This is a genomic window from Mycobacterium sp. MFM001 (assembly GCF_003402475.1).
In the GTDB taxonomy this organism is placed as follows: Bacteria; Actinomycetota; Actinomycetes; order Mycobacteriales; family Mycobacteriaceae; genus Mycobacterium.
This window is the reverse complement of record NZ_BFAB01000019.1, coordinates 1-13,134: the sequence shown is the minus strand read 5'-3', so window position 1 is coordinate 13,134 and position 13,134 is coordinate 1. Positions and strand designations below refer to the sequence as shown.

Annotated in this window: 14 protein-coding genes; 12 read left to right on the top strand and 2 right to left on the bottom strand. The window is 65.9% G+C overall.

Features of this window, described 5'->3' with window-relative positions:
- The first annotated feature begins 23 nt into the window (after positions 1–23).
- The 6 genes from MFM001_RS22440 to MFM001_RS22415 all read left to right on the top strand — a co-directional run bounded on the left by MFM001_RS22440 (position 24) and on the right by MFM001_RS22415 (position 4,588).
- Complete coding sequence (locus MFM001_RS22440) at positions 24–1,013, top strand: LLM class F420-dependent oxidoreductase (RefSeq protein ID WP_116377467.1); 990 nt, start codon at positions 24–26, stop codon at positions 1,011–1,013.
- Positions 1,006–1,827: an SRPBCC family protein gene (locus MFM001_RS24985; RefSeq protein WP_116377466.1), complete on the top strand. Its 822-nt coding sequence runs from the start codon at positions 1,006–1,008 to the stop codon at positions 1,825–1,827. The genes MFM001_RS22440 and MFM001_RS24985 overlap by 8 nt, the downstream gene beginning before the upstream one ends.
- Positions 1,824–2,993, top strand: coding sequence for a zinc-dependent alcohol dehydrogenase (locus MFM001_RS22430; protein WP_116377465.1), 1,170 nt, complete (start codon positions 1,824–1,826; stop codon positions 2,991–2,993). The genes MFM001_RS24985 and MFM001_RS22430 overlap by 4 nt, the downstream gene beginning before the upstream one ends.
- A gap of 69 nt (positions 2,994–3,062) precedes the next feature.
- Entirely contained in the window at positions 3,063–3,620 is a 558-nt protein-coding gene (locus tag MFM001_RS22425; RefSeq protein ID WP_116377464.1) for a type 1 glutamine amidotransferase domain-containing protein, read from the top strand.
- Between the two features lie 84 nt (positions 3,621–3,704).
- Positions 3,705–4,400, top strand: coding sequence for a HemK2/MTQ2 family protein methyltransferase (locus tag MFM001_RS22420; protein ID WP_255422480.1), 696 nt, complete (start codon positions 3,705–3,707; stop codon positions 4,398–4,400).
- Positions 4,397–4,588, top strand: a complete 192-nt coding sequence (locus tag MFM001_RS22415; RefSeq protein WP_116377463.1) for a CDGSH iron-sulfur domain-containing protein — start codon at positions 4,397–4,399, stop codon at positions 4,586–4,588. The genes MFM001_RS22420 and MFM001_RS22415 overlap by 4 nt, the downstream gene beginning before the upstream one ends.
- Here MFM001_RS22415 and MFM001_RS22410 read toward each other — a convergent pair.
- Both MFM001_RS22410 and MFM001_RS22405 read right to left on the bottom strand, forming a co-directional pair.
- Positions 4,571–5,527, bottom strand: coding sequence for an iron-containing redox enzyme family protein (locus tag MFM001_RS22410; protein WP_238159343.1), 957 nt, complete (start codon positions 5,525–5,527; stop codon positions 4,571–4,573). The genes MFM001_RS22415 and MFM001_RS22410 overlap by 18 nt on opposite strands.
- 110 nt (positions 5,528–5,637) lie before the next feature.
- Positions 5,638–6,507, bottom strand: a complete 870-nt coding sequence (locus MFM001_RS22405) for a LysR family transcriptional regulator (protein ID WP_116377461.1) — start codon at positions 6,505–6,507, stop codon at positions 5,638–5,640.
- 204 nt (positions 6,508–6,711) lie between these two features.
- Here MFM001_RS22405 and MFM001_RS22400 point away from each other — a divergent pair, with 204 nt between their 5' ends.
- The 6 genes from MFM001_RS22400 to MFM001_RS22375 form a co-directional block, all read left to right on the top strand.
- The gene (locus MFM001_RS22400; protein WP_116377460.1) at positions 6,712–7,152 is read left to right on the top strand and encodes an anti-sigma factor antagonist; all 441 of its coding nucleotides are present in this window, start codon (positions 6,712–6,714) and stop codon (positions 7,150–7,152) included.
- 76 nt (positions 7,153–7,228) lie between these two features.
- Complete coding sequence (locus MFM001_RS22395; protein ID WP_238159341.1) at positions 7,229–8,956, top strand: molybdopterin-dependent oxidoreductase; 1,728 nt, start codon at positions 7,229–7,231, stop codon at positions 8,954–8,956.
- Between the two features lie 19 nt (positions 8,957–8,975).
- Positions 8,976–9,659 carry a ribose-5-phosphate isomerase RpiA gene (gene rpiA, locus MFM001_RS22390; RefSeq protein ID WP_116377458.1) on the top strand — a complete coding sequence of 228 codons (684 nt, stop codon included), beginning with the start codon at positions 8,976–8,978 and terminating at the stop codon, positions 9,657–9,659.
- Positions 9,660–9,687: 28 nt separating this feature from the next.
- Positions 9,688–10,734: a glucose 1-dehydrogenase gene (locus tag MFM001_RS22385; protein WP_116377457.1), complete on the top strand. Its 1,047-nt coding sequence runs from the start codon at positions 9,688–9,690 to the stop codon at positions 10,732–10,734.
- Positions 10,734–12,524 carry a glycoside hydrolase family 15 protein gene (locus MFM001_RS22380; RefSeq protein ID WP_116377456.1) on the top strand — a complete coding sequence of 597 codons (1,791 nt, stop codon included), beginning with the start codon at positions 10,734–10,736 and terminating at the stop codon, positions 12,522–12,524. Before MFM001_RS22385 ends, MFM001_RS22380 begins: the two co-directional genes overlap by 1 nt.
- 90 nt (positions 12,525–12,614) lie before the next feature.
- Positions 12,615–13,134 (top strand): hypothetical protein (locus MFM001_RS22375; protein ID WP_116377455.1); only part of this gene is annotated, 520 nt, incomplete at its 3' end.

Here is a 13,134-nt window from a genome sequence, read left to right as displayed (position 1 = left end):
CCTGCCAGGGGTACCCGTGTCGTATGACGCGGTTTGGCTACACCCTGATGACCGAGCAGAACGGCCCTAAAGACCTTGTCCGGAACGCGGTTTCGGCCGAACGGCGGGGTTTCGACTTCGAGGTCTGCAGTGACCACTTCTCGCCCTGGCTGGCGTCGCAAGGACATGCGCCCAACGCCTGGGCGGTGCTGGGGGCGGTCGCACACGCCACCGAGAAGGTGGATCTGTATTCGTACGTGACCTGCCCGACGATGCGTTATCGCCCGGTGGTGGTCGCCCAGCAGGCGGCGACGGTGCAGATCCTCGCCGACGGCCGCTTCACGCTGGGCCTGGGCAGCGGCGAGAACCTCAACGAGCACATCGTCGGCCGGGGCTGGCCGGGCATCGGGCAGCGACTGGACATGCTGCACGAAGCGATCGAGATCATCCGCGACCTGTTCGGCGGCGGATTGGTGGACCGGCGCGGCGACTACTACCAGGTGGACTCGGCGCGGCTGTGGGACCTGCCGGAGGTGCCGGTGGGCATCGCGGTGTCGATGACCGGCCCCAAGTCGATCGCCAAGTTCGCCACGCTCGCCGACCACCTGGCGGCGGTGGAGCCCAACGGCGACCTCGTCCACGAATGGCACTCCGCGCGCCAGGCCACCGGCATGGCCGGCGGCGGCCGGGTGATCGGGCAGGTGCCGGTGTGCTGGGACCCCGACCGCGACGCCGCCGTCCAGCGCGCCCACGACCAATTCCGCTGGTTCGGCAGCGGCTGGCACGTCAACGCCAACCTGCCGACCACGGCCGGTTTCGCCGGTGCGACGCAGTTCGTCCGTCCGGAGGACGTCGCCGAGAGCATTCCGTGCGGGCCGGACCTGGACGCGATCGTCGACGCGGTCCGCCCTTACTGGGAAGCCGGGTTCACCGACATCGCGCTGATCCAGATCGGCGGCGAGGAGCAGGACCTGTTCTTCAAGGAAGCCGCCGAACCATTGCTCGACGCACTGCGGGCGGCCAGCAATGACTGACGCGCTGGTCAAGGGGCTTGGCGGAGCCAGCTTGGGCCTGGGGCTGACCGAAGTGCTGGTGCCGGGCAAGGTTGCCGCGTTGGCGGGCGTCGACGACACCGGCCGGTCTCGGCCGGTGATCCGCGCGTTGGGCCTGCGCGAATGCGGGCACGCCGCCGCCCTGCTGTTCGGGCCGGAGCGGCTCGTGTGGACCCGGGTGGCCGGCGACGCCCTGGACCTGGCGTTGCTGGGCGTCGGGGTGGCCGGCAGCCGGGGACGACGCGGCCGTGCCGCAATGTCGGCCGCCGCGCTTGGCGCGATCGGCGCGGCCGACCTGTATGCGGCGCTGCGTACCACCCGCAACGGCGGTAGGCACGCCAACGGATCCCGGCACCGCATGCTGCGCGCCGCAGTGACCGTGGGCCGCCCACCCGAGGAGGTCTACCGATTCTGGCGTGACCTGGACAAGAAGCCGTCGTTCATGCGCGACGCGGAGATCACCGACGACGAATCCAACCGCCGCATCGCCTGGCAATCGGTGCCGGGATCACCCGTCGAGAACGGCGGCAGCGTCGAATTCACGCCCGCTCCGGGCGGCCGGGGCACCGAGGTGCGTGTGACGATCAGCTACCGCCAGCCGGGCGGCGCGCTCGGCAAAGCGGCGGCGACGTTGTTCGGCGAGTCGCCCGAGCAGCAGGTCAACGATGATCTGCGCCGCTTCAAGCAGTTTCTGGAAACCGGTCAGGTCATGCGCTCGGACGGCTCGCCGGAAGGAACCTCCGCGATCAGACAGATGCATCAGCGCGCCGCAGCGCCGAAGGGACACAACGGATGAAGGCCACGGTATGGGCAGGCCGCAACAGCGTGGAAGTGCAGTCGGTCCCCGATCCGAAGATCCTCAACGAGCGCGACGCTATCGTGAAGATCACCTCGACCGCGATCTGCGGGTCCGATCTGCACATCTACGACGGTTACATCCCGACCGTCAAGCACGGCGACATCCTCGGGCACGAATTCATGGGCGAGGTCGTCGAAGTCGGCAACGCGGTGACGAACTTGGCGGTCGGTGACCGGGTGGTGGTGCCGTTTCCGATCGCCTGCGGTGCGTGTTGGGCGTGCGAACACGACCTGTACTCGCTGTGCGAGAATTCCAACCCGAACGCGGGGATGGCCGAGAAGTTGATGGGTCATTCTCCTGCAGGGCTTTTCGGTTATTCGCACATGTTGGGCGGTTTTGCCGGCGGGCAGGCCGAATACGCGCGGGTGCCGTTCGCCGACGTGGGCCCGCTCAAGGTCGACGATGACCTCACCGACGAGCAGGTGCTGTTCCTGTCGGACATTCTGCCGACCGGTTACATGGGCGCCGAGATGTGCGATATCAGCCCGGGCGACGTCGTCGCCGTCTGGGGCGCCGGGCCCGTCGGGCTGTTCGCGATGCTGAGCGCCTACCTGCTGGGTGCGTCGAAAGTCATTGCGATAGACCGTGTTCCGTACCGGCTGGAGCTCGCCGAGGAAGTCGGGGCGACGCCGATCAACTTTGCCGAGACCTCGGTGCTCGAAGAACTTCGCGACATGACCGCCGGGCGCGGGCCGGATCACTGCATCGACGCGGTCGGCCTGGAGGCCCGCAACTCCTCGACGGTGGTCGACACCTACGACCGCGTCAAGCAGGCGGCGCGACTGGAAACCGAACGACCGCATGCCCTTCGGGAAGCAGCGTTGAGTTGCCGTAACGGCGGCACGATTTCGATCATCGGCGTCTACGGCGGCCTGATGGACAAGTTCCCGATCGGCGCGATCATGAACCGGTCGTTGACCATCAAAACCGGTCAATGTCATGTGCAGCGCTACATGCGGCCGCTGCTCGAACGGATCCGGAACCACGAAATTGACCCGACGTTTTTGATCAGCCACCGGCTGCCGCTCGACGAGGCGCCGCACGGCTACGAGATGTTCAAGCACAAGCAGGACAACTGCACGAAGGTTGTCCTGAAACCGTAGTCCGGTGACGATGCAGAGCGCGAAGCGCGATGAGGAGGAGCCGGACAATCAAACAAAGGAGCGCAAGCAATGCCAAACCAACTACAAGGCAAGAAAGTTGCTTTCCTGGCCGCGGACGGCGTGGAGAAAGTAGAACTCGAACAACCCCGGGCAGCCCTGGAAGAAGCGGGCGCCCAGACCGAGCTGGTTTCGCTGAAGTCCGGCGAAATCCAGGCCCGCAACCACGATTTGGAGCCGGCCGGTACCTTCCCGGTCGACCGGGCGGTGTCCGATGTGTCGGTCGACGACTTCGACGCGCTGGTGCTGCCCGGCGGCACGGTGAACCCGGACAAGCTGCGCCTGGACGATTCGGCGATTTCGTTCGTGCGCGACTTCGTCGAGTCCGGAAAGCCCGTCGCCGCCATCTGCCACGGTCCGTGGAGTCTGGTCGAGGCCGGCGTGGTTTCCGGGCGAACCGTGACCTCCTACCCGAGCATTCGCACCGATTTGCGCAACGCCGGCGCCAACGTCGTCGACGAGGAAGTGGCCGTCGACGGGAATTTGATCTCCAGCCGCTCACCGTCTGACCTGCCGGCCTTTTGCTCGACAATCGTGGAGAAATTCGCGCACGCGCCGACGAGCGCATAGCGGTCCGGGTTTCAACCCGGCGGTTTGGGGGCATAGAAACGCCAGGCGCCGCGACCGTCGCGGCGACGTGTCGGAAGGGCCCATGTGACCGCTTACCTGGCGCCGCCCGTGACGGATGCCCTGGCCGCCGATGGCGTATACCCGCCGCAACAGGACTCGCAACTTCTCGTCGACACGATGGAACGCACCGGGCTGGTGCCGGGGCGTCGGGTTTTGGACCTGTGTACCGGCAGCGGCTACATCGCGATCGCCGCCGCGGAATTGGGTGCGGCCAGTGTGACCGCGTTCGACATCTGTCCCCGCGCCGTGCAGTGTTCCCAAGGCAATGCCGTGCACGCCGGCGTCGACGTCGACGTGCGGGAGGGGTCGTGGATCGGTGCGCTCGAGTGCGGGCCGTTCGAGGTCATCATGTCGAACCCGCCTTACGTAGCCACGCCGCTGGCTACAGACACCGAGGAGATCCCGCCGACTGCCGGCCCGGCGTGGGCGTGGAACGCCGGAGTCGACGGGAGGCTGGTACTGGACCCGATGTGCGAGTCGGCGTCTAGCCTGCTGTGCGACGGCGGCTCGATGCTGCTTGTGCACTCCCGCCTTTCGGGTGTCGAACAGTCGATTGACACCCTGCGCTCGACCGGTCTGGACGCCGAAGTCGTTGCCACCCAATGGATCCCGTTCGGCCCGGTCATGTCCGCGCGGGCCCGCTGGCTGGAGGACACCGGCCGCATCCAGCGTGGTTGCCGCACAGAGGAATTGGTCGTGATCCGGGCGGACAAGCCATGACTCGGGTACAAATGGTCCCCAACGGGCCGATCCTGATTGAGGGCCCGGTGCACATCGAGATGCCCGACGGCAGCGTCGTCGAATCCGATCGGTTCATGGTGGCCGTGTGTACTTGCCGGCGCAGCAAGAACTATCCGCTGTGCGACACCAGCCATCGGCGCTGCCGCAACCTAAAGCGGGCGTCGTAGCGAGGACTCACCGGCCTTCCACGCCGCCACCATTGCGTCGCCGAGGCGGTCTTCGATCATCGCGTGGGCGCGGATCCCGAACACCACATCGCGGTCCAATTGTGGCTCGCGCGCGACCAGGTCGCCCACCACGTCGCGGCGCACCACCTGCTCGTGCACCGCGTCGGCCTCGACGTGCTCGGCGTAGAACGCCACGCACTCCGCAGGTGCACCCAGCCGCTGCAGGGCCTCGACCAGCCGGCGCGAACCCGGTGGCGAGGTGATCTCCGTCGACGCGAAATGTCCGATCGCCGCGCCGCGCAACCAGCGGTGCAGACCGAACATCGACATTAGGTTCACCACCGCAAGCGATTCGGCCGGGACCGCGTCGAGGTAACCCAGATACGTCGCATCCAGTCCGGCAGCGGTCAACAGGTCGGCGAACAACTGCTGGTGCACCCGCGCGCCGCGACCGGCGCCGTACTCGTCGTATTCGACGGCCACGAACGAGGCCTTGGCCTGGCCGGAGAGACGCGGAATCGCCCAGGCATGCGGGTCGCCCTCCTTGAGGTGATACAGCGACCGGTGCACGAAGTACTCGCGCATCTGCTCCCAGGTTCCGTTGTCGCGCAGCCAGTAGGAGGGGCCGGTGCCGTCGACGGATTCGATTGAGAGCGCGTCCATTTCGTCCGCCGCAGTCCGGTCGGGGTCGATGGCGCCGACGTCGCGACGGACCCCGGCCAAAAAGGCCCGCTCCAATTGCGCGCGCAGCTGCAGCAACCCGGGGTTCCATTCCCAGGTCGGGTCGACACCGGCGAAGCCGCGGTAGTGCAGCTCGTAACACATGTACAGCGCCAGCTGCAGATCCAGGCCGTAGGGATCCGAGTCCCGCACAGAAGAACCGAGGCGCGCCGGCTGATCGCGCGGTGCGGGTTCGGTGAGGCTGCGCCGGACGGCCATCGACAGCGGGCCGTGCGCCGCCGGCAGCCGGGGTTCAAGCGTGATCTGTGCGTGGGCCACGCACGGGTGTACCCGCGATAAGCCACCGCTCAAACGAGGTTCGCGGTCCATCAGGGTGCCGCCGGAAGCATCTCGAGAAAGGCTGTGGCAGCCGGTGATGGCGGACGCTCGACGGCGGTGACGACCACAAGCTCCCACGGAATGGCGGGTTCGGTCTTGATGCCCACGACGCGATCGGTGTGCTCCAGGATCGCCGGTGGCAAGAATGCGATGCCGAACCCGCTGCCGACCAGTTCCACGAGATCGCTCAGCGTGTCTGATTCGCAGCAGATGTTTCGGTGCAGGCCGACTTCGGAGCAGGTCGCGTCGACGCGGGCACGGATCGCGAGATCGGCTCGGCCGCCGATGAATTCACGCTGCGCGAGGTCCGTCAGCGTGACGGTCTTCGCCCGCGCCAGGGGGTCATCGGGCCGCACGCCGAGCACCAGGAACTCGGTCCCCAGTGGTACCTCGTCGACTCGGCGGTCGTCGTAGGGACGGTTGACGAAGGCCAGGTCCAGGTCCCCGTCCACAGTGGCCCGGACCAGACCGTCGACGGTGTTGTGCCGTAGGGACACGCTGACGCCGGGGTAACGCTCGTGATACCGCGTTAGTAGTAGTGGCAAGTCGATAATCCCGAGGGCTTGGACCACGCCGATCGTCAAGTGCCCACTCAGCACTCCACGGACCGCAGCCACAGCGGCACGAGCATTGTCGGCGGCGGCCAGGGCGGTCCGCGCCGCCGGTAGCAGTGCACGACCGGCTGCCGTCAGGTCGACGCGCCGGCTGTTTCGGATCAGCAGTGCAGTCCCGAGTTCGCGTTCGAGCACGTTGATCGAGGCGGACAAGGTGGACTGCACGACGTGCGCCCGGGCCGCGGCCCGGGTGAAGTGGCGTTCCTCCGCGACAGCGACGAAATGCCTCAATTGCCGTAGCTCCATAAATCGATTCTATCGATCGTCAAAATCGAAACTATCTATCAGATAGAACGCTGGGTCCTCTGGAAACCACACTTCCGATCGCGCTACCGTAAGCCGGATCCGCCGGGCCGAGCGCCAGTTCTTGTGCCGCGGTGGGGGAGCGGTTTCGTTGAAACGCCAGCGCCGCCCCTTAGACGTTGTCTTCGGGAGTGAGTGAGTACTGACGTGGAAACCGGCGCCGAGTTAGACGCTGCCCAGCCGAATCCGGTGATGTCCATCCGGTCGGACGACGCCGCTGAGCGGTTACAGACCGATACGGTTCGCTGCGGTTCGGGCGTGGTTCTCTACGCGCGTGGCGAGGTCGATGCCTTCACCCTGTCGATCTGGCGGCAGGTCCTCTGCGAGACCGCCGACGCCTACCGCATATCTGGCCCGGTGATCGTCGACATCACGGGCCTGGACTTCATTTCTGCTTCCGGTCTGGCGGCGCTGGCGAATCAGGCAAACGCATGCCGGGAGCAGGGTAACGATCTCGTCGTGGTGAGCCGCGCGGCAATTGCGCACCGGGTGGCTGCCGCCACCGGCCTCGACGTGCGCACTGCCATCCGTTCGAGTACGGCGGCTGCGCTTCGGGCAGCCACGTCCGAGAGGAAACAGGATGGCTGACGGTTCCGCGAACGCTGCAGATACGGTCGCTCGCGCACGCCTTGAATCTTTGCTCGACCAGAGTGCTCGCAAGAAAATGCTCGATCAGCACATCGATCTCGAAGAGTGGGCCGGGGGGCTGCCGCAACGTGAAAAGGCCCAAGTGCCGGTCGTGCGGGTTGGTTGTCGGTGGGTGAATTCGTTGTGGTTGTTGCCGATCGGCGCGGTCGGGCTGCTGCTGGCCATCGCCGTCGCACAGCAGCTACGCCAGTACGAGTGGATGCAAAACTTCATCGAGCGCTACCCGGGAACGTCGACAACCTTTGCGCCGGCGGTTGATTCAGGATTTCCCGCTTGGTTGCGCTGGCAGCACCTGTTCAACATCGTCTTCATGATGTTTTTGATGCGGGCAGGAATCCAGATTCTCGCCGATCATCCCCGGCTGTATCTGAATTCCGGATGCCGGCCGGGAAGCGAATGGTTGCGGATGCGCGGCCGCGTCCCGTCCGATAGGCAGGACCAGAACGATGCGGCAGGCATCTGGACGGCCAAAGACGATTCGGTCGCGATTCCGAAGTGGTTGGGGATACCGGGTTTTCGGCACTCGATCGGGCTGGCCCGCTGGTGGCATTTCAGCTTCGACCTGCTGTGGTTGATCAACGGATTGGTTTTCTACATCCTGTTGTTCACCTCCGGCCAGTGGCGCCGCATCGTCCCGCGGTCTTTGGATGTCTTTCCCAACGCCTTATCGACCGCGGTGCAATACGCGTCGCTGGACTTCCCGGCTAACCACGGCTTCACCAACTACAACGGGTTGCAGCTCATCGCCTACTTCAGCACCGTGTTCGTCGCGGCACCGCTGGCGTTTGTCACCGGGCTGTTGCAGGGCCCGGCGATCGCAGCACGGTTCGGTTTCGGCCGGGGCCTGTTCAATCGTCAGGTGGCCCGGACGGTGCACTTCGCGGTCCTGCTGTGGATGGTCTTTTTCATCGCGGTTCACACGGTGATGGTTTACACCACGGGGCTCGTCGGCAACCTGAACCACATCATTTTCGGCGCCGATACCCAATCGTATTGGGCGGTAGTCATTTACGCCGCCGCCATGGTGGTCATCGTCGCGTTGTGGCTACTCGCCTCGCCGGTCACCATTCGATACCCGGCCGTGGTCCGCCGCGTCGGTCGCGCAGTCGTGGGCTGGGCCAAGGGGCTGCTGGAATTGCCGAACCCCAACGCCACGTATTCCGAAAAAGACATCTCGCCCTACCTATGGCCCAACGGCACCATTCCCAGCTCCGACCGTTATCGCGAGCTGCAGGCGCGTAACTGGTCGGACTACTCGCTGCGCATCGAAGGGCTCGTCGAGAAACCTGTCAGCCTCTCCTACGACGAGCTACGTGCGCTGCCCAAACATGAACAAATCACCCAGCACTATTGCATTCAGGGCTGGTCCGGCGTTGCCAAGTGGGGTGGAGTCCGCATGGCAGACATCCTCGACATCGTGCGGCCACTCCCGTCGGCTCGCTGGGTGGTGTTCTATTCGTTCGCTTACGGCGCCGGCGGACCATCCGAGGGCCGTTACTACGACTGCCACAAGATCGAGCACATGCGCGAACCGACCACTCTTTTGGCTTACGAGATGAACGACGAGCCCCTCACCGAAACCCACGGTGCGCCACTGCGACTGCGCAACGAACGCGAGCTCGGCTTCAAGCAAGTCAAATGGATCGAGGCGATCGAGTTCGTGGAGAGTTTCGCGCACCTCGGTCTCGGTCACGGCGGGTACAACGAAGACCACGAATATTACGGCTACCGCATGCCGATCTGAGATCACTGAAAGCAGGCTCATGAGCATCGAGCAAGAAAAACAGTTCGCGGCGGAAGCGGCGGCCGATCTCGTCGAAGACGGCATGACCGTCGGGCTCGGCACCGGCTCGACTGTGGCGTTTTTACTGCCGGCCCTGGCCCGTCGGGGGCTCGACATTCGTTGTGTCGCTACGTCGTCGCGCACCGCGCAGGCGGCCTGCGAGCTGGGCCTGAAGGTGGAGGCATTCCGCGATATCGAGCAGCTCGATGTCGCCATCGACGGCGCAGATCAGATCGCCCCGGACGGTTGGCTGGTGAAAGGGGGCGGTGCCGCGCACACCCGCGAGAAGATCGTCGCAGCCGCCGCGGACCGCTTCATCGTCATTGCCGATTCGTCCAAGCTGGTCGACGCGCTGCATGGCCCAATCCCCCTGGAGCTGCTCAGGTTCGGGCTCAGCGCCACGCTGCGCCGGGTCGCGCCGGTCTCGTTGCGCGATGTACCGCCGAGTCCTGACGGCGGGGTGATCGCCGACTACCGGGGACCCGTCGCGGACCCGGCAGGCTTGGCTGCCTGGTTGGCCGCCACGCCCGGTGTGGTCGAGCACGGACTGTTTCCGCCGGAGATGGTGACTTCGGCGTTGGTGGGTCGGGAGAAGTCGGTCGAGTGGATTGATTTCGAACTCGCCGGCCCCCGGCTAGGTCAGTTGCGAAAAATAGGGAGTTGATGCGGGTGGGGATGGGTAAGGAGTTGGTATGCGCGCGCTGACGGTAGAGCCCGGGCAGAAGGGCTCGTTGAAGGTGACCGACGCGCCCGACCCCACGCCGGGTGATGGCGAAATGCTGGTCGACGGTGTCGCGATGGGGGTGTGCGGCACCGACAAGGAGATCGTCTCCGGCGAATACGGCTGGGCGCCGCCGGGCTCGTCGCGCCTGGTGCTCGGTCACGAGTCGCTCGGGCGGGTCCGGCAGGCGCCGGCATCGAGCAAGTTCAGCGACGGCGATTTGGTGGTCGGCGTGGTGCGTCGCCCCGACCCGGAACCGTGCGGGGCGTGCGCCCACGGCGAATTCGACATGTGCCGCAACGGCCGTTACCGGGAACGCGGCATCAAAGAACTCGACGGATACGGCAGCCAAACCTGGTGTGTGGAAACCGATTACGCGGTCCGGCTGGACCCGTCGCTGGAACGCGTGGGGATGTTGCTGGAGCCCACCACGGTGGTATGCAAGGCCTGGGAGCAGGTCGAGCGGATCGGTGCCCGCGGCTGGTTTGAACCCAAACGCGCGCTGATCACCGGTGCCGGGCCAATCGGGTTGCTGGCCGCGCTGATCGGAGTGCAGCGCGGGCTGGACACCCATGTGCTGGACCGGGTGACCGACGGCCCCAAGCCGGATCTGGTGAAATCACTGGGTGCCACTTACCACCATGACGACATCGAGTCGGTGGCCAAGAAGTTGCGGCCCGACATCGTCATCGAAGCCACCGGCGTGGGCAGCGTCGTGTTCGGCGCGCTGATGAACACCGACACCTACGGCATCACCTGCCTGACGGGCGTCTCGTCGGGCGGCCACACCATCGACGTCGACGCCGGTCTGGTCAACCGCGACATCGTGCTGGAGAACGACGTGGTCGTCGGCTCCGTCAACGCCAACCTGCGCCACTACCAGCAGGGCGCCGAGGTGCTGGCCCGCGCCGAGCGCGACTGGCTCGACGGCCTGATCACTCGGCGGGTTCCGCTGGAGAAGGCAGCCGAGGCGTTCCAGCCCGCCGACGGCGACGTCAAAGTGATCATCGAACTGTAATGGCGCGAATAGAGGATTACGCGCTGCTCGGCGACCTGCACACCGCGGCGCTCTTGGGACGCGACGGCAGCATCGACTGGCTGTGCCTGCCCCGCTTCGACTCCGGTGCATGTTTCGCGGCCCTGCTGCACGACGAGTCCGCCGGCCACTGGCGGCTGGCGCCGGCCGCCGGCGGGCCGTGCACCCGCCGCGGCTATCGCGGCGACACGCTGATCATGGACACCGAGTGGGACACCGACGAAGGGGCCGTGCGGGTCACCGATTTCATGCCGCCGCGCGGTGAAGCGGCCGACCTGGTCCGGGTGGTCGAAGGGCTGTCTGGGCGGGTGCGGGTCCGGATGGACCTGGTGATCCGCTTCGACTACGGCAGCGTGGTGCCCTGGATTCGCCGCAGCGACGACGGCCTGGTCGCCATCGCCGGCCCGGACACGCTGTGCCTGACCACACCCGTCGAACTGCACGGCGAGCACATGTCGACGGTCGCCGAATTCGACGTTGCCGCAGGCGAAAAGGTCCCTTTCGTGCTGACCCACGTCCCGTCGCACCGGCCCGACGCGGTCCGGGCGCAAGCGGATCGCGCGCTGCGCGACACCGAGGAGTTCTGGACGGACTGGATCAGCCAGTGCACCTACCGCGGGCCGTGGGAAGACGCGGTGCGTCGTGCGCTGATCACGCTCAAGGCGCTCACCTACGACCCGACCGGCGGAATCACCGCCGCGGCCACCACGTCGTTGCCGGAATCCCTTGGCGGCGTGCGTAATTGGGACTATCGATACTGCTGGCTGCGCGACGCCACCTTCACGTTGCAGGCGCTGCTGGGCACCGGCTACATCGACGAGGCCCAGGCATGGCGGGACTGGCTGGTGCGGGCGGTGGCCGGCGATCCGGCGAAGCTGCAAATCATGTACAGCGTCGACGGCACCCGCCGGTTGCCCGAATTGACCCTCGACTGGCTGTCCGGCTACGAGGACTCGGCGCCGGTCCGCATCGGCAACGAAGCCGCCGGTCAGTTCCAGCTCGACGTGTATGGCGAGGTCCTCGACGGGCTGCACCTGGCCCGCGAAACCGGGATGCAGGCGGTGGACGAGGCGTGGGACATTCAGCGCGCATTGCTGGATTTTCTCGAGGGGAATTGGGACCAACCTGATTCCAGCTTGTGGGAAGTCCGCGGCCCACAACGCCATTTCGTGCATTCCAAGGTGATGGCCTGGGCCGGTGTCGACCGCGCGGTGCACACCGTGGAAACCCAAGGCCTGGACGGACCGGTCGACAGATGGCGCGACTTGCGCGAGCGGATCCACGCTGACGTCTGCGAAAAGGGTTATGACGCCGATCGTCAGACCTTCACCCAGTCCTACGGCTCGCGTGGTCTCGATTCCGCACTACTGCTGATTCCCCGCGTTGGTTTTCTGCCATGGACCGATCCCCGCGTCGTCGGAACTGTGGAGGCCGTCCAACGCGAGCTGTCCAGTGACGGATTTTTGATGCGCTATGACCCCGAAGCCGACGGCGGAGGCGACGGCCTGCCCGGCACCGAGGGCACCTTCCTGGTGTGCACATTCTGGCTGGCCGACGCGCTGCACGGCATCGGGCGCCGCGACGAGGCACGCAAACTGTTCGAGAAACTGCTGGATCTGCGCAACGACGTCGGGTTGCTGTCCGAGGAGTACGACACTTCGGCTCAGCGGCTGGTGGGTAACACGCCGCAGGCGTTCAGCATGGTCGGGCTGGTCAACACCGCGAGGCAACTCGGCGGGTCGTCGACCCAGACGGGCGGAGGCTTGTCGTAGGGTCCGGTTATGTCGCTTGATGAGCTGACCCGTCTTGTGCCGCCCCCAAAGCCGGTACCTCGCTTTGACTTTGGGGCAGTCGAGACGGCCGTGGGATTCGCGTTGCCGGACGATTACAAGCAGTTGATCAGCACCTACGGTCGCGGGTCGTTCGGTGGCTACCTGGGGCTGATGGCACCGACCCGCGACGATTTGATCGACGGCGGGGCCTATTGCCGGCAGTCGTTGGCCGATTTGCGCGACACCTACAGCGACCACAGCTGGATCTACCCGGACGGAACCAAAGCTCCCATGGTGATCGAGGATGTCGAGCCGGTTCCGTACTACGGCTGGGGTGGTGCGCCGGGCGGCGAGACCGGCTACTGGCACATGAGCGGTGGCAGCCCTGACGACTGGGCGGCAGTTGCGATCGCCGACGGCTGGACGAACGACTACCACCCCGGCGGACTGGTCGCCTACCTCACTGACCTCATCGCGGGCCGGTTCCCACCGCGGTGTTCAGCGACGAGGCGCTCGAGTACATGCGCAGATCGTTTGTGCCCAGCTCGGCTTCGTAATGGCGGGCGTACCCGTCAGTGGGGGTTTGTCATCCTGTTGCCTCATGTCAAGA